The following is an 18,690-nucleotide window of genomic DNA, read 5'->3' on the forward strand; positions in this document are numbered from 1 at the left end:
GGGTCGAATCGTATGCGCGAAGGTTCGCTGGGTGCGCGCTGCGCAGCCTGCGTCATTTTCCGGCGCGGATCAGTCCACCAAGGCCGGCCTCGTCCAGTGCCTGATTGAGACGCGCGCGCACCTGCTGCGGCTCCTCCATCTGCAACACCTCGCCGAGCAGGGCCTGCGCCTTCTTGCGCGTGATGGAACGTATCGCCCATTTCACGCGTGGCAGGCTGGAGGCGCTCATGGACAGCGAATCGATGCCCATGCCGAGCAGCAACACTGCCGCCGCCGGATCACCGGCCATCTCGCCGCACACCGACACCGGCTTGCCATACTTGTTGGCACCGTCCACCACCTTCACCAGCGCCTTCAACACCGCCGGATGCAACGAGTCGAACAGCTCGGCGACGCGGGCATTGTTGCGGTCCACGGCAAGCAGGTACTGGGTCAGGTCGTTGGTGCCGATGGAAAGGAAGTCGACGCGGCTGGCCAGGCGGTCGGCCTGGAACACCGCCGCCGGCACTTCTATCATCACACCGACGCGCGGCAGGCTGACATTCATCCCTTCTTCGCGCAGCTCGTCGCAGGCGCGGCGGATCAGCGCCATCGACTCGTCCACCTGCGACAGATTGCTGATCATCGGCAACAACAGGTTCAGATTGCCGATTCCGGCGTTGGCGCGCAGCATGGCGCGGATCTGGGTGAGGAATATCTCCGGATGATCCAGCGTGATACGGATGCCGCGCCAGCCGAGGAACGGGTTGTCTTCCTTGATGGGGAAATACGGCAGCGCCTTGTCGCCGCCCACGTCCAGGGTGCGCATGGTCACCGGGCGCGGCGCGAACGACTCCAGCACCTGGCGATAGACGTCGAGCTGTTCCTCCTCGCCCGGAAAGCGATCGCGGATCATGAAGGGGAACTCGGTGCGGTACAGGCCCACGCCCTCGGCGCCGGAATTGAGCGAAGGGCGGATGTCGGACACCAGGCCGGTATTGGCGTACAGCGGCACCCGCAGGCCGTCCGGCGTCTCCGCCGGCAGGCTGCGCAGCGCCTGCAACTCGGCAGTGAGTTCCGCCTCCTCCTTCTGCAGCCGCTTGTACTCGCGGCGGATATCCTTGGACGGATTGATGTAGACGCGGCCGGAATAGCCGTCGGCGATGATCTCCCGACCGTGCACCTTGCTGAGCGGCAGGTCGACCACGCCCATCACCGCCGGCACGCCGAGGGCGCGTGCCAGGATCGCGGTGTGCGAGGTGCGCGAGCCGCGCATCGACACCACACCGGCCAACCGCTTGGGCGGCACCTCGGCCAGCATCGATGCTGTCACCTCCTCGCTCACCAGCACGGTGTTCTTGGGATACTCCAGCGGCTTGCGCTCCTCGCCGAGCAGATGCTCCAGCACGCGGCGGCCGAGGTCGCGGATGTCCTGGGCCCGCTCGCGCAGATAGGCATCCTCCATCTGATCGAACACGCGCACGTGCTCCAGCACCGTTTCACGCAGCGCGCTCGCCGCCCAACTGCCGGCCTTGATGCGCTTCACCGTGTCGTCGATCAGCGAGCCTTCCTCCAGCATCAGCAGATAGGCCTCGAACAGGGCGCTGTCGCTGGCCGGCATGGTGGCGTGCAAACGCTTCAGCATGTCGGAGATGTCCTTGCGCACCGCGCGCACCGCGGCGCGGAACTGCTTCAGCTCGGCGGCGCTGTCGTCCACCAGCAGATCGGGGACGGATTCGATGTCGGTGGAGGTGTTGAGCACGACGATGGTACCGATGGCCACGCCGGGCGCGCCGGACAGCCCCTGCAGCGGCCGGTGGTCCACCAGCTGCCCCTGGCGCAGCAGCACATCGATGTCGCCGCTGGCCTCGGCATGGGCGATGGCGCCGGCCAATTGCGCGGCGATGGTGACCAGGAAGGTCACGGCATCCTCGTCGAAGCGCACGCTCTCGCGCGACTGCACCACCAGCACGCCATGGATGGTGCGGTGGTGGATGATGGGCACGCCGAGGAAGGCGTGGTAGCGCTCCTCGCCGGTTTCCGGGAAATACAGATAGCGCGGATGGTTCGGGGCATCATCCTTGTTCACGGGTTCGGCACGTTCGGCAACCAGGCCGACCAGGCCCTGATCCCAGGTCAGACGCACCTTACCCACCGATTCGGGATTGAGGCCCTCGGTGGCCATCAGCACCAGTTCGCGCGTGGTGTTGTGGGCCAGATAGATGGAGCACACATCCACCGCCATCTCCTTCTGCACCCGCTGCACGATGATGCGCAGCGCCTGTTGCAGGTCCTTGGCAGCGTTTACCTCCTGGATGATGCGACGCAGCGTTTGCAGCATGAAGATATCCTGACTGTGGAGTTATGCGGCGTTATCGTTATGATGGCGGCGTCCAGATGCCGCACAGATCGTAGGAGCCCACTCCGTGGGCTCCTACGCCATTTTATTTCGTGCCGGCACGGCGCAGCCGTGGCGGCCGCATCTGCACCGCCGACCCCAGCAGCGGCGCCAGTTCGGTGAGGGCACGCTCATAGACCCGGCGCTTGAAGGCGACGATCTCGTCCAGCGGCTGCCAGTAGGGCACCCAGCACCACTCCTCGAACTCCTGCGGGCTGTGCAGGTCGAGGCGCACCCGGCTGTCGTCGGCGAGCAGGCGCAGCATGAACCAGCGCTGCTTCTGGCCGATGCACACCGGCTTGCTGTGGTGTCGTACCAGGCGCTCGGGCAGACGGTAGCGCAGCCAGCCACGGGTGGCGCCAAGGATGGTCACGTCCTCCGGCCCCAGCCCCACCTCCTCCATCAATTCGCGGTACAGGGCCTCCTCGGCGGTCTCATCCTTCTGGATGCCGCCCTGGGGGAACTGCCAGGCATCCTGACCGATGCGGCGTGCCCACAAAAGCTGTCCCTCCCGGTTGCTCAGGATAATGCCGACATTCGCTCTGTAGCCTTCCGAATCAATCACTTATAAAACCACCTTGAGGCCGTGCAGCAAGGATTTTTCCACAAGCGCCGCCTGCGCGCAAATCTGTTTGCGAACGTCGGGAAAAGACGCAAATGGACGGGGTAAACAGGGAAAATCCGGCCAAAAATGCCCGCTCACCTTGCTAGAATAGGCGCCCCCTACAACGAGCCCGACCCATGACCCTGGCCATCTTCGATCTCGACAACACCCTGCTCGGCGGCGACAGCGATCACCTATGGGGGCGCTTCCTGGTGGAACAGGGCATCGTCGACGGTAACATCTACGAGCGCGAGAACAACCGTTTCTACGAGGAGTACAAGGCCGGCACCCTGGACATCCGCGCCTACCAGCGTTTCGCCCTGGCGCCGCTGGTGGGACAGGCGCCGGAGACCCTGGCCGCCTGGCACCGCCGCTACATGGCCGAGAAGATCCAGGCCATCATCCTGCCCGCCTCGCGCTACCTGCTGGACTGGCACCGCCGTCAGGGCCACGTGCCGCTGATCATCACCGCCACCAACCGCTTCATCACCGAGCCCATTGTGGCGGCCCTGAGGGTGGAGCACTTCCTCGCCACCGAGCCTGAGGTGGTGCACGGCCGTTATACCGGCGACATCACCGGCATCCCCACCTTCCAGCGTGGCAAGGTGGAGCGGCTGACCCAGTGGCTGGAGCAGACCGGCCACAACCTGGCCGGCGCCTGGTTCTACAGCGACTCCCACAACGACCTGCCGCTGCTGGAACTGGTGGAGAACCCGGTGGCCGTGGACCCCGACGACACCCTGCGCAGCCACGCCGCGGCCAAGGGCTGGGACATCATCACCCTGCGCCGGGGCGAGCGGCCCATGCCGCTCGCCGGGGACGAGGCACGAGGAACGAGATACGAAGAGTACGAGGATTGATTCTCGTGCCTCGCACCTGGCTGGCACAGTCAGCCGCTGGCGGGCAAAATGGCAGAACGCCCCATAAAATAACCACACCCGGATGCAGCGATTCTCTTTTCCCGTCGTCACGACCCTGAGCAGCCTGCTGCTGGCGTTGATTTTCATGCTCATCGGTGTGCTGTTCTGGCAGCACGACCGCCACGAACTGGATCAGACCCTGGCGCAGGAGTCGGCTGCCGTGCGCACCACCTTCGAGGTGGCGCTGTCGGATCTGGAACAGCAGATGCTGACCCTGGCCACCATGGTGGCCTCCGACCCGCAGGTGCAATCGCTGTTCTACCGCGGCAAGCAGGCGCTGGCCCGCGAGGGCGGCGGTCCCGGCGGTCCGCAGACCGCCCGCCTGCGCGACGCGCTGTACGACCATGTCGCCCCAGCCTGGCTCGACATGCAGCAGGAGTTCGGCCTGCGCCAGCTGCACTTCCAGTTCGGCCCCGGCTCCCTCTCCTATCTGCGCGTGCACACCCCGGAAAAGTTCGGCGACCGCATGGACGGCCTGCGCCACATCATCGAGGACGTCAACGCCGATCGGCGGCCACGCACCGGCTTCGAGACCGGCCGCATCTATTCCGGCGTGCGCGGCGTGGTGCCGGTGTGGTACATCAGTAACGGCCAGCGCGAATACATCGGCGCCCTGGAGGCCGGCACCTCCTTCGACACCCAGCTCGCCCGCCTCGACCAGCAGTTCGGTGCCGGCTTCGCCATCCTGCTCAAGCAGCAGCACATCGAAGACGCGGTGTGGGATCAATACCGCCCACTGAGCGGGCCGCGCGCCGAAAAGGGCTGCGGCTGCTACCTGGAGGCCAGCTCGCGCGCTGAAGTGAAATCCTGGATGAACGAGGCGATTCTGCCGCGGCTGAGCGACGACGGCACCCTTTCGGAACTACTGTCCTGGCAGGACAAGACCTGGCACCTGACCCGTTTCCCGCTGCGCGACTATCTGGGCAAGGTCGATGCAACACGCCCCAGCGTGGGTTCGGTGCTGGTCTGGCGCGACAAGACCAACGAGCTGGCCGCCTGGCACCGCCATCAGACCTACACCCAGCTGGCTCTGTTCGTCGCTTACCTGCTGACCCAGGGCCTGCTCTTCCTGCTGCTGCGCACCACCCGTCGCGGCCTGCAACTGCGCATCGACAACGCCACCGCCGCCCTGCAGTCCACCCGCCAGCAACTGGACACCCTGCTGAGCGCCTCACCGGCGGTGACCTACAGCGTCCCCATCGGCAGCACCGCAACGAGCTATATCGCGCCCAATGTGCAGAACATCCTCGGCTACGCCCCGCAGGCGGTCCTCGACAACGCCGCCTGGTGGCCCGACAACATCCATCCCGACGATCGTGCCGAGGTGCTGCACAACTCCGACTGGCAACAGTGGGCCGACGAGCAAATCATCCGCCGCTATCGCTTCCACCATGCCGACGGCGGCTGGCATTGGCTGGAGGATCGCTGCCGCGTGCTGCGCGATAAGCAGGGTAAGGCAGTTGAGCTGGTCGGCAGCTTCGTCGACATCAGCGATCGCGTCGCCGCCGAACAGCGCCTGGAGATGGCGCTGAGTGGTGCCGATCTGGGCCTGTGGGACTGGCACATCCCCAGCGGCAAGATCACCTTCAACCAGCGCTGGGCGCAGATGCTGGGTTATCGCCTCGACGAGATCGGACCCGACATCTCGACATGGGAACGCATCATCCACCCAGATGACATGACTCTCATCAACGAGGCGCTGCAACGCCATTTCCGCGGCGAAACGCCGCTCTATGAAACCGAACACCGCCTGCGCCACAAGGACGGTCACTGGGTCTGGGTGCTGGATCGCGGCAAGGTGATGGAACGCGCCGAGGACGGCAGCCCGCTGCGTGCCGTCGGCACCCATCTCGACATTACGGAACGCAAACTGGCCGAAGAGCGCCTGCGCGAGAGCGAAACCATGCTGGCACGCGCCCAGGCGGTAACCCACGTCGGCAGCTGGGTGATGGATGTGCCGAGCCAACGGCTGGAATGGTCGGCGGAGACCTACCGGATATTCGGTCTGCCGCAGGACACGCCGGCGGATTACAACCTGTTCCTGTCCTACATCCATCCCGATGACCGCGACCACGTACATGCCGCCTGGCAGGCGGCCCTGCACGGCGCACCCTACGACATCGAACACCGCATCGTGGTGGACGGCCAGATCCGCTGGGTGCGCGAGATGGCGGAACTGGTGACCGGACCGGAGGGTGAACTGGTGTCCGCCCTTGGCACAGTGCAGGACATCAGCGACATCAAGGCGATGGAGCTGGAACTGCGCCATCTGGCCACCACCGACCTGCTCACCGGCCTGCCCAACCGCCGCCATTTCCTCGAACGCCTGGATCAGGAACTGGCCCGCTTCCACCGTTTCAACAAGCCTGTCGCTCTGCTGATGCTCGACATCGATCACTTCAAGCAGATCAACGATCACTACGGCCACGCCGTGGGCGATGCCGTGCTGCAGCACTTCGCCGCCGTCGCCCTCGGCACCCTGCGCAAGATCGACATCATCGGCCGTCTCGGCGGCGAGGAATTCGCCGTGCTGTTACCCGGCACCGAACTGGACGGCGCGCAACTCTATGCCGAACGCCTGCGCCAGAAGGTGGAAAACCACCCCTGCCTCTCCGCCACCCACCATGTCGCCATTACTGTCAGCGTCGGTCTTACCCTGTTCACCGACACCGACGCCGGCGCCGACCTGCCGCTGGCGCGCGCCGACGCCGCGCTGTACCGCGCCAAACAGAACGGCCGCAACCGGGTGGAAATGGGTTGACCGCCCAGCCCATGCGCCTCGCCCTGCTTCCTCTGCTCCTGCTGCTGGCCCTGGTCAGCCTCATGCTGGGCCTGACAGTGGGCAGCGTGCCCGTGCCGCTGGATGCGGTGTGGCCAGCGCTGTGGCACAGCGACACGCTGCACAGCGCCGTGATTCTGGAACTGCGCCTGCCGCGCCTGCTCGCCGCCTTCGCCGTGGGCGGGCTGCTCGCCGTGGCCGGCGCCCTTCTGCAGGTACTGCTGCGCAATCCGCTGGCCGACCCCTACATCCTCGGTGTCTCCGGCGGCGCCGCGGTGGCGGCCCTGCTGGCCATGCTCGCCGGCCTCGGCGGCGTGTGGGTGAGCGGCGGCGCGCTGCTGGGTGCGCTCGGTTCCGTGCTGCTGGTATTCGGCCTCGCCCACGGCGGCGGCGGCTGGACACCGACGCGGCTGCTGCTCACCGGTGTGGTGGTGGCGGCACTGTGGGGCGCGCTGATCAGTTTCCTGCTGGCCGTGGCGCCGGAACACCATCTGCGCGGCATGTTGTTCTGGCTGATGGGCGACCTGTCCCACGGCGGCGAGTGGCGCGCGCCGCTGGCACTGCTGCTGCTCGGCCTGCTGCTGTTGCTCCCCTTCGCCCGCGAACTGAACCTCCTCGCCCGCGGCGAGATTACCGCCGGCAGCCTTGGCGTGCATGTCGGCCGCCTGCGCCTGGTGGTCTACTTCGCCGCCTCGCTGCTTACCGCCGCCGCCGTCACCAGCGCCGGCAGCGTCGGCTTCATCGGCCTCATCGTGCCGCACATGCTGCGCCTCGTCGCCGGTTCCAATCACCGCCTGCTGCTGCCTGCCAGCGCCCTGCTCGGCGGCAGCCTGCTGATGCTGGCCGACACCCTGGCGCGCAGTCTCATCGCACCGCAACAGTTGCCGGTGGGCGTGCTCACCGCCCTCATCGGCGCGCCGGTATTCCTGTATCTGCTCCGGCGCGAGGCGGTTCGTTGATGGAACTGCTGCGCGCCGTCTCTCTCGACATCGCTGTTGCCGGCCGGCCGCTGGTGCAGCATCTCAACCTGACCGTGTGCCGCGGCCAGTGCTGGGCCCTGCTGGGCGCCAACGGCGCCGGCAAGACCACCCTGCTGCATACCCTCGCCGGGCTGCGTCCGGCACAGGGCGGCAGCCTGTGGCTGCAGGGCACCCCGCTGGCGCGGCTGCCGCGCCGCGCCATCGCGCAGCGCCTCGGCCTGTTGCCGCAGGACAGCAGCGACAACTTTCCCGCCACCGTGCTGGAAACCGCGCTCATCGGCCGCCATCCCCACCTCGGCCGCTGGCAGAACGAAACGGCGCAGGATGTGGCGCTGGCGCGCCGGGCCCTGGCCCAGGTGGGACTCACCGGCCACGAGGAGCGTCCCTGTCACACGCTGTCCGGCGGCGAGCGTCGCCGTCTCGCCCTGGCCACCCTGCTCACCCAGGCACCGCTCCTGCTGCTGCTGGATGAACCGAGCAATCACCTCGACCTGCATCACCAGATCGCTGCCCTGCGGCATCTGCGCGGCCTGGCCGACAGCGGGGAGCACGGCGTGCTGATGGCGCTGCACGATGTCAATCTCGCCGCGCGCTACTGCGATCATGCACTGCTGCTGTTCGGCGACGGCCAGTGGCAGGCCGGTCCGACGGCAACACTGCTCAACGTCGAGACACTGTCGCAGCTCTACCGCCACCCGGTAACGGAGATCAGCGGCCCAGATGGCCAACGCGCCTTTCTGCCGCGCTGACGCTGGCTGGCGCCGCGGCGACGGCGTAAAGTGGCAAGCATTACCAGTACTACGGAGAACCCGCCATGTTTGAAGTCGCCGAACTGGGCCACAAGATCAAGAAGCGCGATTACGACGCCCGGGAGCCGGAGCTGCGCACCGACCTGCTGCTGGTACAGGAGGCGCTGAAGGAGGCCAAGTTCCCCGTACTGATACTGGTTTCCGGCGTCGACGGCGCCGGCAAGGGCGACGTGATCAACCAGCTCAATGCCTGGTTCGACCCGCGCTGGCTGCGCGCCTATGCCTTCGGCCCGATGAGCGACGAGGAGCGCGAACGCCCCGAATACTGGCGCTTCTGGCGCGCCCTGCCGCCCAAGGGTCAGATCGGACTGTACGTCGGCTCCTGGTACAGCCGCCCCATCGCCGATCGCGTCAACAAAGTGATCAACGATGCGGAACTGGAGCGTGACCTGACCCGCATCAACGCCTTCGAGGAAACCCTGGTCGATGACGGCGCGCTGATCATCAAGTTCTGGCTGCACCTGTCGGAAAGCGCGCAGCGCCAGCGCATGAAAGAGCTGGAAGAAAATCCGGCCACACGCTGGCGCGTCACCGCGCTGGACAAAAAGCACCTCAAGCAATACAAAAAATTTCGTGCCGTGGCCGAGCATACCCTGCGCAACACCAGCACCGGTGACGCCCCCTGGATCATCGTCGAGGCCACCGACAAACGTTACCGCAACCTCACCGTCGGTCAGCACATCCTCGAACGCATCAGCGCCCGCCTGCAGAATCAGGCGGAGGGCCGGCCGCCCCAACCGCACCTCAAGCCCATCGCCGCCCCCGAGGTCGGTGAGCAGGTGAGCGTCCTCGGCAACCTCGACATGAACAGTGCGCTATCCAAGGACAAATACAAAAAGCAGCTGCCCAAGTACCAGGGCAAGCTGGGCGAACTGGCGCGCCAGGCGCGCGAGCGCGGGGTCTCCAGCATCGTGGTGCTGGAGGGCTGGGACGCCGCCGGCAAGGGCGGACTCATCCGCCGCATCATTCCGGCGCTGGATGCACGCAGCTACCAGATCATCCCCATCGCCGCGCCCACCGACGAAGAACGCGCCCACCACTATCTCTGGCGCTTCTGGCGCCACATCCCGCGCGGCGGCAACGTCACCATCTACGATCGCAGCTGGTATGGCCGCGTGCTGGTGGAGCGGGTCGAAGGATATGCGCGACAGGAGGAATGGATGCGCGCCTACGCCGAGATCAACCAGTTCGAGGAGATGCTCACCGAGCACGGCATCGTGCTGCTCAAGTTCTGGCTGCACATCACCCAGGACGAGCAGCTCAGGCGCTTCCAGGAGCGGGAGAAGACCCCGTTCAAGCACTACAAGATCACCGAGGAAGACTACCGCAACCGCGAGAAATGGGACGCCTACGAAATCGCCGTCAACGACATGGTCGAGCGCACCAGTACCGAATACGCGCCCTGGCACCTCATCGAAGCCAACGACAAGAACTACGCCCGAGTGAAGGCGCTGCGCATCTTCAGCGAACGGCTGGGCCAGGTACTGGCGACAGAAAAGTAGCCGGCGCTAAGCCGCCTTGTCTTCCGACGCCGGTTGCTCCGCGGCTGGCTCTTCGGCCGGTGTCGGTTCTTCCTTCTTCTGCCGCGTCGCCGCCGCCAGGTCCAACAGGCGATGCAGATAGCGCGCCCCCTTCACCGCCTGCTGCAACAGCCGGCGGATACGGCTGTAGAAATCCAGCAACTCCACCATCTGCTCGGTGCGCAGGCGCCCCTCGCTGCCGGCACGCAGCAGGTGCGCCTTGAGCGACTGGTAGGCATCCTCCATCGCCGCCAGCATGCGATCCGCGGCGGCGCTGTCATAACCTGCCGCCTGCGGGTCCGCCGCCTGCAACAGTTTCAGGGCATCGGCGCGGAAGAAGGTGATCTCGGAGATCAACGGCTCGTCCTGCAACACACTCATGCGTTCCTGCATCTGCGCGGCGTTGTCCGCGAGATCGGCCACCGAGGTGTAGTAGCGCGCCACGCGCAGCGCATCCGGCAGGGACTCGTCGAACTCCGCCGGCAGCGTCGTGCGCTGCATCTGCACCGCGAACTGGCCCACTGCCTCGACCAGGCTGGCGATGGCCAGCTTGTCCGACGTCATCAGATTGGCCGGCGCGGTGCGCTCGGCCGTCAGCGTCATCTGCGCCATATCACGCGCCATGCCGCCGATACGTGCCAGTTCCAGCGCCACCGCATCGATTGCCAGGGTCGGCGTCGCCAGCACGTTCTTGTCCAGGTAACGCGGCTTGCCCAGTTCCTCCTCGGCCGTGCGGAAGCGGCGGCTGAGAAAAGTCACCAGGCGCGGCGTCAGCGGCCACAGCAACGCCACACCGAGCAGCTTCGAGGCGGTGTGGAATAGGGCCAGGGTGATGGCGGGGCTGTCCTCCAGCGCCAGGATATGGGCGGTGGCATCCACCGCCGTGAGCATCAGCGGCAGGATCAGCAAGGCGGCGATCGCCACCAGGATGTTGAACAACACATGGGCGGCGGCCACCCGCTTGGCGCTGGAGGTGGCGCCGATCACCGCCAGCGCGGCGGTGGAGGTGGTGCCGACATTGGCGCCGATAACCGCGGCGGCCGCCGCCGTGAGCGGCACCATGCCGCCCATCGTCGCGGTGAGGATCAGGGCGATGGAGGCGCTGGACGACTGCATCAGCAGGGTGAGCAGGAAGCCGATGCCGACGAAGATCAACACGGTGTCGATGCCGCCGCCCCCCAGTTCGGCCAGGGGCACCCGCTGCCCCAATCCCTCGAAGGCGCTCTTCAACACGTCGACACCGAGGAAAAACAGACCGAAACCCACCAGCGCATCACCCACCGCGGCGCGACGGGAATGAGTGCCGGTGAGGCGCAGGGCGGCGCCGATGCCGATGAAGGGCAGCGCCAGCGCCTGCACGTTGATCTTGAAACCGACGATGGCCACCAGCCAGCTGGTGGTGGTGGTGCCGACGTTGGCGCCGTAGATGACGCCCACGCTCTGCACCAGGGACAGCAGGCCGGCGTTGACGAAACCAATGGTCGCCACCGTCACCGCGCTGGACGATTGCACCATGGAGGTGATCAGCACACCGGCGAAGATGCCGCGCAAGGGCGTGCGCGTCCACTGGCCAAGGATATGGCGCAGTGCCGGCCCGGCGGCGAGCTTGAGACCATCGGTCATCATGCGCATGCCGAGCAGAAACAGGCCAATACCGCCGATGAAACTGCCGAACAATCCGAAATCCATCACGCCATCCAGCTACGGGCACCGCACCGCTCCAGGCAGCATTGCGCAGCGCAATATCAAGGAAACATCACCCGTCCGACAAGGTTAGGGAAGCTCTGAATAAGTTCAGAGCTTCCGCGGCACAGGGATGTGCCGCCATTTTTCAACGACGATAAGTCGTTGAAAAATGAAGCCAAGCGAAAATCACACTTTTCGCTTGGCGTGGTCTGAGAAGTCCAGGATGGACTTATTCAGACCTTCCTTAGCACTGGCCATGCCGCCCTCACGCCAGCCAGGCCAGCGGCGTGCGCGTCAATGCCACCGAGACGATGTAGGCGAATACCGCCAGTGCCGCCGCCACCTGCCAGGCCTTGCCCTGCCGGAGCGCCACGGCACCGAGCAGGATATAGAGCAGCAGCGCTGTCAGCTTGGCCAGCAACCAGGGCTGGTCCTGCGGCCACCAGCGGTACAGCCACAACATGGCGAGCCCGCTGAAGAACAGGGCGCTATCCACCACATGGGGCGCGGTGCGCACCCAGCGTCGGCGCAGCCGCTGCGGGGCGGTCAGGCGCCACCAACCACGCAGGGCAAAACCGCAGAAGGATAGAACCGCGCAGGTGATGTGGAAGTGTTTCAGCCAGAGCATGACCGCACTATACCATTGTGCTCACCCGCCCCGGCAGGGGTGGCGCCGGCGCCGTCCATGCGCAACACTTGCCGACATGAAGATCGAACCGCCCGCCGACGACCTCGGTCTGCAACACCTCAAGACCACCGACCGCAGCAAGGGCCGGGTGGCACAGGTGGATCACGTGGAACGCGGCAACCGCATCGCCTCCAGCGAGGAGCGTCATGCCCTGAGGGAGGAAAATCCACCGCTGCCGGCGCGGCGCCAGGAACGACAATCGCCGCCACCGACGCGTGAACCCCGGCCGCGCCAGGGCGAGCGGCGCAGCGGCCAGGACCGGCGCCGGGAGCAGAAGCCCACGCCACTCGATACCCGCAGCCCCCATGAACGGCGCACCCGGCAACGCCGCGCCGAGGATCAGCAGACGGACGCCGAGCACACGCCGCCCGGCGGCATCGACGAACTGGCGTGACACTTCCGCCGGCCGCTGCCGCTGCGCTACACTGCCGCGCGACCTGTGCGCACAACCACGCTTCCCGCCATGCCCACCGACGATCGCTTTGCCGCCATCCGCCGCCTCTATGGGGAACAGGGGGCCCAGCTCATCCGTCGGTTGCACATCTGCGTGGTGGGTGTCGGCGGCGTCGGCTCCTGGGCGGTGGAGGCGCTGGCACGCAGCGGCGTCGGCACCATCACCCTCATCGACAACGACACCATCGCCCTGTCGAACGTCAACCGGCAGATCCACACGCTGGAATCCACCGTTGGGCGGCCCAAGGTAGCGGTGATGGCGGAACGTACGCGCGAAATCAATCCGGCCTGCAACGTGCACGCCATCGACGATTTCCTCACCATGCAGACGCTGCCGGAATACATCAGCAGGGAACGCGGCTACGACTATGTCATCGATGCCATCGACAGCATCAAGTTCAAGTCGGCGCTGATCCACCACTGCCGCCGCAACAAGATCCCGGTGATCATGACCGGCGGCGCCGGCGGCCTGACCGATCCGACCAAGATCCAGATTGCCGACCTCAGCAAGACCCACCACGATGCCCTCGCCGCCAAGGTACGCGCGCAACTGCGCAACGACTACGGCTTTCCCGCCGCCGGAAAACGCATGGGGGTGGAGTGCGTGTTCTCCAGTCAGCAGCAGCTCTATCCCCAGGCCGACGGTACGGTATGCCACGCAAAGCCCGGCATCCACGGCGTGTCCCTCGACTGCCGCTTCGGCTACGGCTCGGCCACCTTCGTCACCGCCACCTTCGGCTTCTTCGCCGTCGCCCGCGCCATCGACAAGGCCCTGCACCGGTGTCTGGCGCAGAAATAGATACACTCACCGCCCGGTGACCAGATCCTTGAGGGTCTTGCCGGCCAGGGCATCGTTGCGCGCCTGCTGCACGCGATCGACCAGGCGGTCCACCGGCTCCAGATCGAGGGCGTGGGGGCTGACGTGATGCACCGATTCCTCCGCGCTGCGCAGGATGTCGAGCACTTCGCTCACGGGGATGTAGTCGGGATCGCGCGCCAGCAGATAACCGGGATGCTCGTCGCCGGTCTCCGCCAGCAGGCCGCGCTGTTCCAGTGCCCGCAGCAAATCGGCGACGGCGTCACCGGGCAGACCCAGGCGCTGCACCAGCGCATCCTGCGTCCAGCGCGGCCGCCCCTGCATGTAGGCATCGGTGATGAGATACAGCAGCACCAGGCCGGCGCGCTCCTTGAGACGGTTGCTGAAACGGAAGGCTTCGCGCTGCAGGCGGACCTGCTGCGGGTGCTGATGGAAGTAGCTGATCTGCGCGCCGAACAGCAGGATGAACCAGCTCAGGTAGAGCCAGATGAGGAAGAACATCAGAATGGCGAAGCCGGAATATACCGCGGTGTACTTGGTGGAGCTGGCCACGAAGGTGGCGAAGCCGAATCCGGAGGCCTGCCACATGATGCCGCTGATCACCGCGCCCACCAGGGCGGAACGCAGGCGCACCTTGGTGTTGGGGATGAACATGTAGACGAAGGTGAAGGCGGCGATGATCAGCAGGAACGGAATCGACTTGCCGGTCAATGCCACCAGCTGGCCGATCACCGGCACCTCCAGCATCATCTGCACCAGGGTGGAACTCATCAGGGTGGCCGTCATGCCGAGGGCGGAGAACACCAGCACCGGCCCCACCAGGATCACGCTCAGATAATCGGAGAAGCGGCGCGGCAGGCTGCGCGTGCGCGACACACGCCAGACATAGTTGAAGGAACTCTCCACCTTCTGCGTCAGTGAGATCACCGTATAGATGAGCAGGCCGACACCCACCGAACCGAGCACACCCACCTTCATGTTGTCGACGAAGGACAGGATGTGCAGCGTGATCTCTTCGCCGCGCGCGCCGAGCGGCTCCAGGTAGGTGAGCAGCATGGGCTCGATCTGGTTGTGCACGCCGAGGGCCTTGAGCACGGAAAAACTCACCGCCAGCAGCGGCACCAGCGACAGCAGCGTGGTGTAGACCAGGCTCATGGCACGCAGGGTGAGCTGGCCGCCGGCCAGCTCCTGCCCCATCACCAGGATCACCCGCAGGATCGGGAACAACCGGCGCCACAACGCACCGGCTGCCTCGTCCTCCCACAGTTCGTGCCACAGAAAATGCTTCAATCGACTCCACATGGCGTCATGCCCCAGAACGCGCCCACGGCAGGCGCAGCTTTGTATTCAGTGCAGGCTAACCAGTTGCCGCCGGCTTGGCAATGTCACAGCGCTGTCACACCGGACGGCTAGGCTGTGTCTCCCCTCTCGTCCTGGAACCATGTCATGAACATGCCGGTGACTTGTCCTGCCGACGCCACCCCCGCCGCGCTCAGCGGTCTGGGCCGTCCCCTGCATCCCGACCTCGGTGCGGAAGTGCGCGCGATCATCGAACAGGGCCGTCTGTCCATCCTGTTCCAGCCCATCGTCGCGGTCGGCGAACACACCATCCACGGCTACGAGGCATTGACGCGCGGTCCGTCCGACAGTCCGCTGCACGCGCCGGTCAGCCTGTTCAATGCCGCCTGCCAGGCCGGCCTGTTGCTGGAGCTGGAGCGCCAGTGTTGGCGCCTGGCCTACGACAACTTCATCGACCTGGGTCTACCGGGACGCCTGTTCCTCAACACCAGCTCGCGCAGCCTGCTCCAGCCGGGACAGCCGCTGCTGCACGCCCTGGGCGGCGCCGGCAATCCGCAGTTCCAGCCGGAACGGGTGGTGATCGAGATCACCGAACAATATCCCATCGACGACTTCGCCGCCGTGGTACAGGCGGCGTCCGAATACCGCATCCAGGGCTTCCAGCTCGCCATCGACGACCTCGGCGCCGGCTACGCCGGTCTGCGCCTGTGGTCCGAGCTGCGCCCCGACTACGTCAAGATCGACAGCCACTTTCTGCAACGGGTGCACGAAGATGCGGTCAAGCAGGAATTCGTCCGCTCCATCCGCGATATCGCCCTCGGCACCAAGTCGCGCGTCATCGCCGAGGGGATCGAAACCCACAACGAATACCAGACCCTGCTGCAGCTGGGCATCGGCCTGGGCCAGGGCTATTTCTTCTCGCGTCCCAAGAGCCGCCCGCCGCTGGAACTGTCGGCGCAGCCGCCGGACCCGGAGGCCAACGCCAGCCTGCGCCGCCAGCGCCTGTCGGAAACCATCGGCGCCCTGGCGCTCACCGTGCCCACCGTCACGCCGGAGACCACCGTGGAAGAGGCGGTAGCGCTGTTGCAGCAATACCCCGAGGTACACACCGTGCCGGTGCTGGTGGAGAACCGCCCCATCGGCGCCCTGCGCCGGCACCGGCTGATGGAGTTGTACCTGAAGCAATACAGCCGCGAACTCTATGGCCGCCGTCCGGTCACCCGCTTCATGGATCGCCACCCCCTCGTCGTCGAGTACGACCTGCCGGTGGAGCGCGTCAGCCAGAAGGTCACCAATCAACTCAACTTCGAGATCGAGCACCAGTTCATCATTACCCGCAACGGCAACTACCTCGGCATCGGACTGGTACGCGACCTGCTGAAAAAGATCACCGACCTGCAGATCCGCAACGCCCGCTACGCCAATCCCCTCACCCTGCTGCCGGGCAACGTGCCCATCTATGAGCACATCGACCGGCTGCTGGAGGAACGGCGCCGCTTCACCGTGTGCTATTGCGACCTGGATCACTTCAAACCCTACAACGACAGCTACGGCTACAGCCGCGGCGACGAGGTGATCCAAAAGCTGGCGCAGATCCTCTGCGCCCATATCGACGACCAGCGCGATTTCGCCGGCCACATCGGCGGCGACGATTTCATCCTGGTATTCACCAGCGACGACTGGCAGGAGCGCTGCGAGCACATCCTGCGCCACTTCGAACGCGAGCGCGGCCTGTTCTACAACGAGACCGACCTCGCCCAGGGCGGCCTCTGGGGCAATGACCGTCAGGGCAACAGCGTGTTCTTCGCCCTGCTGTCCCTGTCCATCGGCGCCGTCATCCCCGACCTCGATCGCTGCCACAGCCACCACCAGGTCGCCACCCTCGCCACCGAGGCCAAGCGCCAGGCGAAAAAGATCGCCGGCAACAGCCTGTTCATCGATCGCCGCCGCGCCCCCGCCCTGTTATCCTGAACCCACGGACGGCGGCGGCCCGAACCGCCAATGCAAAGAATTGCAAAGCCGGCGCCACATCCTGCGGTGAACTTTTCCATACCCTGCTACTCTACTGAGCGTCGGGCCTGGTCCCCGGTACGTTCAACAATACCAATGCAAGGAGACTCGCACTCATGAAGCGCCTCACTATGATCGGATGCGCCTTTGCCGGCGCACTTGCCAGCACCTTCACCCTGCCGGCCGCGGCCGACGAAACCAATCCCTACATCGTGCACCGCCAGGGCACCTACAAGACCATCAGCGGTCACATGGACTCCCTCAAGGCGATACTGTTCCTCAACCACGAAGCCAAGGATCAGGCCGCCTACCACGCCGAGGCCATCGTCGAGGCCTTCAAGCACATGGGCAACGCCTACCCCGCCGGTTCCGACAAGGGCAAGACCAAGGCGCGCGCGGAAATCTGGAGCCAGCCGGACAAGTTCCGCGAGGCCGGCCGCAACTCCTTCGCCGCCGCCACGGCGCTGGTGGATGCCACGCAGATGGGCGATCAGCAGGAAATGGTCGCGGCGTTCAAGAAGCTGGGCAGCACCTGCAAGGCCTGCCACGACGACTTCCGCAAGAAGTAAACCGCCCCCTCCCGGCCTCCCTCACGGTCGTGGGGGAGGTGTACCAAGCTACGAAGCGGTGTCATGAAGCAAACCTGCGATATCCCGGTATGGGACCTGCCCACCCGCCTGTTCCACTGGCTGCTGGTGCTGCTGGTGGCCGGCGCCTGGTTCAGCTACAAGTTCGGCGATGTGAATATGACCTGGCACAAGTGGAACGGCTACGCCGTGCTCACCCTGCTGCTGTTCCGCCTTGCGTGGGGCATCGTCGGCAGCTCCACCGCCCGCTTCGGCGACTTCGTCAAGGGACCGTTCACGGTGCTGCGCTATCTGCGCGACGGCGCCCGCGCCCCCAGCCTGGGCCACAACCCCGCCGGCGGCTGGTCGGTGCTGGCCATGCTCACCGTGCTCGGCGTCCAGGCCGGCGCCGGCCTGTTCACCAGCGACGACATCCTCGTCTCCGGTCCGCTCAACTTCCTGGTGTCGTCGGCTAGCGCCGACGTGCTGTCCAGCATCCATCGCCTGGGCTACTACGTCCTGCTCGGCCTGGTGGCGCTGCACCTCGCCGCCCTGGTCTTCCACCGCCTCGCCCACGGCGAGAATCTGGTGCGCGCCATGATCACCGGCCGCAAGCACCCGGATCATGTGCCCCCCGGTGCGGCCGCGGTGCTGCGTCCGCTGTGGCTCGCCGCGCTGTGTCTCGTCCTGGCGGCGCTTGCCGTCTGGTTGGGCATCAACGCCTGGGCCTGGTAAAGCTCCGCTGACGGCCATGCCGCAACACCTGGATCGCTTCATCGCCGCCCAGGAGGCCGTCTACCCCCAGGTACTGACGGAACTGCGGCGGGGAGAAAAGCGCAGCCACTGGATGTGGTTCATCTTTCCGCAGTACGCCGGCCTTGGCCGCAGTGAGACGGCGCGCTATTACGCCATCCACAGCCTGGACGCGGCGCGCGCCTACCTGGCCCACCCGTTGCTGGGGCAACGGCTGCGGGAATGCGTGGCTGTGCTGCTGGAACTGCAAGGCCGCACGGCGGAGGAAATCTTCGGCTATCCCGACGTGCTCAAGCTGCACTCATCGCTGACGCTGTTCGCTGCGGTCAGTGACGACGATCTGTTCACCCGTGCGCTGGACAAGTACTACGGCGGTGAACGTGACGCGGCAACTCTGCGGCTGCTCGACAGGCAGCCGTAGGAACGGAG

At 65.9% G+C, this 18,690-nt stretch carries 15 protein-coding genes and 1 pseudogene; 11 read left to right on the plus strand and 5 right to left on the minus strand.

Annotated features, from left to right (window positions below):
* Positions 1-52: 52 nt before the first annotated feature.
* Both ptsP and EP379_RS12490 read right to left on the minus strand, forming a co-directional pair.
* Complete coding sequence (gene ptsP / locus EP379_RS12485; RefSeq protein ID WP_127478120.1) at positions 53-2,320, minus strand: phosphoenolpyruvate--protein phosphotransferase; 2,268 nt, start codon at positions 2,318-2,320, stop codon at positions 53-55.
* 103 nt (positions 2,321-2,423) lie between these two features.
* Positions 2,424-2,942 carry an RNA pyrophosphohydrolase gene (locus EP379_RS12490; protein WP_127478121.1) on the minus strand — a complete coding sequence of 173 codons (519 nt, stop codon included), beginning with the start codon at positions 2,940-2,942 and terminating at the stop codon, positions 2,424-2,426.
* Between the two features lie 176 nt (positions 2,943-3,118).
* Between EP379_RS12490 and EP379_RS12495 the strand changes: the two genes are divergently transcribed.
* The 5 genes and pseudogenes from EP379_RS12495 to pap all read left to right on the plus strand — a co-directional run bounded on the left by EP379_RS12495 (position 3,119) and on the right by pap (position 9,971).
* Positions 3,119-3,841, plus strand: a complete 723-nt coding sequence (locus EP379_RS12495) for a histidinol-phosphatase (RefSeq protein WP_127478122.1) — start codon at positions 3,119-3,121, stop codon at positions 3,839-3,841.
* An 82-nt stretch (positions 3,842-3,923) separates the two neighbouring features.
* A complete protein-coding gene (locus EP379_RS12500) occupies positions 3,924-6,662 on the plus strand; it encodes a PAS domain-containing protein (RefSeq protein ID WP_127478123.1) in 2,739 nt (912 codons plus the stop codon).
* 11 nt (positions 6,663-6,673) lie between these two features.
* The gene (locus EP379_RS12505) at positions 6,674-7,639 is read left to right on the plus strand and encodes a FecCD family ABC transporter permease (protein WP_127478924.1); all 966 of its coding nucleotides are present in this window, start codon (positions 6,674-6,676) and stop codon (positions 7,637-7,639) included.
* Positions 7,639-8,151 (plus strand): annotated as a pseudogene (locus EP379_RS12510) (ABC transporter ATP-binding protein); the annotation flags it as partial. The gene EP379_RS12505 and the pseudogene EP379_RS12510, both read left to right, overlap by 1 nt.
* A gap of 323 nt (positions 8,152-8,474) precedes the next feature.
* Positions 8,475-9,971, plus strand: coding sequence for a polyphosphate:AMP phosphotransferase (gene pap, locus EP379_RS12515; protein ID WP_127478125.1), 1,497 nt, complete (start codon positions 8,475-8,477; stop codon positions 9,969-9,971).
* A 6-nt stretch (positions 9,972-9,977) separates the two neighbouring features.
* On the opposite strand, the gene EP379_RS12520 is transcribed toward pap, so the two are convergent.
* The gene (locus EP379_RS12520) at positions 9,978-11,678 is read right to left on the minus strand and encodes a Na/Pi cotransporter family protein (RefSeq protein WP_127478126.1); all 1,701 of its coding nucleotides are present in this window, start codon (positions 11,676-11,678) and stop codon (positions 9,978-9,980) included.
* A gap of 262 nt (positions 11,679-11,940) precedes the next feature.
* Positions 11,941-12,303 carry a SirB2 family protein gene (locus EP379_RS12525; RefSeq protein ID WP_127478127.1) on the minus strand — a complete coding sequence of 121 codons (363 nt, stop codon included), beginning with the start codon at positions 12,301-12,303 and terminating at the stop codon, positions 11,941-11,943.
* A gap of 76 nt (positions 12,304-12,379) precedes the next feature.
* Here EP379_RS12525 and EP379_RS12530 point away from each other — a divergent pair, with 76 nt between their 5' ends.
* Together EP379_RS12530 and tcdA are read left to right on the plus strand one after the other, a co-directional pair.
* Positions 12,380-12,757, plus strand: coding sequence for a hypothetical protein (locus EP379_RS12530; RefSeq protein ID WP_127478128.1), 378 nt, complete (start codon positions 12,380-12,382; stop codon positions 12,755-12,757).
* A 69-nt stretch (positions 12,758-12,826) separates the two neighbouring features.
* The gene (gene tcdA, locus EP379_RS12535) at positions 12,827-13,615 is read left to right on the plus strand and encodes a tRNA cyclic N6-threonylcarbamoyladenosine(37) synthase TcdA (RefSeq protein WP_127478129.1); all 789 of its coding nucleotides are present in this window, start codon (positions 12,827-12,829) and stop codon (positions 13,613-13,615) included.
* A gap of 6 nt (positions 13,616-13,621) precedes the next feature.
* Here tcdA and EP379_RS12540 read toward each other — a convergent pair whose 3' ends face one another.
* Entirely contained in the window at positions 13,622-14,923 is a 1,302-nt protein-coding gene (locus EP379_RS12540) for a YhjD/YihY/BrkB family envelope integrity protein (protein WP_197722786.1), read from the minus strand.
* 156 nt (positions 14,924-15,079) lie between these two features.
* On the opposite strand from EP379_RS12540, the gene EP379_RS12545 reads away from it, so the two are divergent.
* The 4 genes from EP379_RS12545 (at position 15,080) to EP379_RS12560 (ending at position 18,682) form a co-directional block, all read left to right on the plus strand.
* Positions 15,080-16,903: a GGDEF domain-containing protein gene (locus tag EP379_RS12545; protein WP_127478131.1), complete on the plus strand. Its 1,824-nt coding sequence runs from the start codon at positions 15,080-15,082 to the stop codon at positions 16,901-16,903.
* Between the two features lie 155 nt (positions 16,904-17,058).
* A complete protein-coding gene (locus EP379_RS12550) occupies positions 17,059-17,511 on the plus strand; it encodes a c-type cytochrome (RefSeq protein ID WP_127478132.1) in 453 nt (150 codons plus the stop codon).
* Positions 17,512-17,574: 63 nt separating this feature from the next.
* Complete coding sequence (locus EP379_RS12555; RefSeq protein ID WP_127478133.1) at positions 17,575-18,243, plus strand: cytochrome b/b6 domain-containing protein; 669 nt, start codon at positions 17,575-17,577, stop codon at positions 18,241-18,243.
* 16 nt (positions 18,244-18,259) lie between these two features.
* Positions 18,260-18,682: a DUF1810 domain-containing protein gene (locus EP379_RS12560; RefSeq protein WP_127478134.1), complete on the plus strand. Its 423-nt coding sequence runs from the start codon at positions 18,260-18,262 to the stop codon at positions 18,680-18,682.
* Positions 18,683-18,690 lie beyond the last annotated feature (8 nt).

The organism is Sulfurivermis fontis (genome assembly GCF_004001245.1).
Taxonomy (GTDB): Bacteria; Pseudomonadota; Gammaproteobacteria; order Thiohalomonadales; family Thiohalomonadaceae; genus Sulfurivermis; species Sulfurivermis fontis.

What these genes read in the sequence shown, in the direction of transcription:
- EP379_RS12560 (WP_127478134.1), top strand. Translation starts at nt 18,260, where the DNA reads ATGCCGCAACACCTGGATCGCTTCATCGCCGCCCAGGAGGCCGTCTAC.
- tcdA (WP_127478129.1), top strand. Translation starts at nt 12,827, where the DNA reads ATGCCCACCGACGATCGCTTTGCCGCCATCCGCCGCCTCTATGGGGAA.
- EP379_RS12505 (WP_127478924.1), top strand. Translation starts at nt 6,674, where the DNA reads ATGCGCCTCGCCCTGCTTCCTCTGCTCCTGCTGCTGGCCCTGGTCAGC.
- EP379_RS12555 (WP_127478133.1), top strand. Translation starts at nt 17,575, where the DNA reads ATGAAGCAAACCTGCGATATCCCGGTATGGGACCTGCCCACCCGCCTG.
- EP379_RS12500 (WP_127478123.1), top strand. Translation starts at nt 3,924, where the DNA reads ATGCAGCGATTCTCTTTTCCCGTCGTCACGACCCTGAGCAGCCTGCTG.
- EP379_RS12520 (WP_127478126.1), bottom strand. Translation starts at nt 11,678, where the DNA reads ATGGATTTCGGATTGTTCGGCAGTTTCATCGGCGGTATTGGCCTGTTT.
- ptsP (WP_127478120.1), bottom strand. Translation starts at nt 2,320, where the DNA reads ATGCTGCAAACGCTGCGTCGCATCATCCAGGAGGTAAACGCTGCCAAG.
- pap (WP_127478125.1), top strand. Translation starts at nt 8,475, where the DNA reads ATGTTTGAAGTCGCCGAACTGGGCCACAAGATCAAGAAGCGCGATTAC.
- EP379_RS12545 (WP_127478131.1), top strand. Translation starts at nt 15,080, where the DNA reads ATGAACATGCCGGTGACTTGTCCTGCCGACGCCACCCCCGCCGCGCTC.
- EP379_RS12495 (WP_127478122.1), top strand. Translation starts at nt 3,119, where the DNA reads ATGACCCTGGCCATCTTCGATCTCGACAACACCCTGCTCGGCGGCGAC.
- EP379_RS12525 (WP_127478127.1), bottom strand. Translation starts at nt 12,303, where the DNA reads ATGCTCTGGCTGAAACACTTCCACATCACCTGCGCGGTTCTATCCTTC.
- EP379_RS12550 (WP_127478132.1), top strand. Translation starts at nt 17,059, where the DNA reads ATGAAGCGCCTCACTATGATCGGATGCGCCTTTGCCGGCGCACTTGCC.
- EP379_RS12530 (WP_127478128.1), top strand. Translation starts at nt 12,380, where the DNA reads ATGAAGATCGAACCGCCCGCCGACGACCTCGGTCTGCAACACCTCAAG.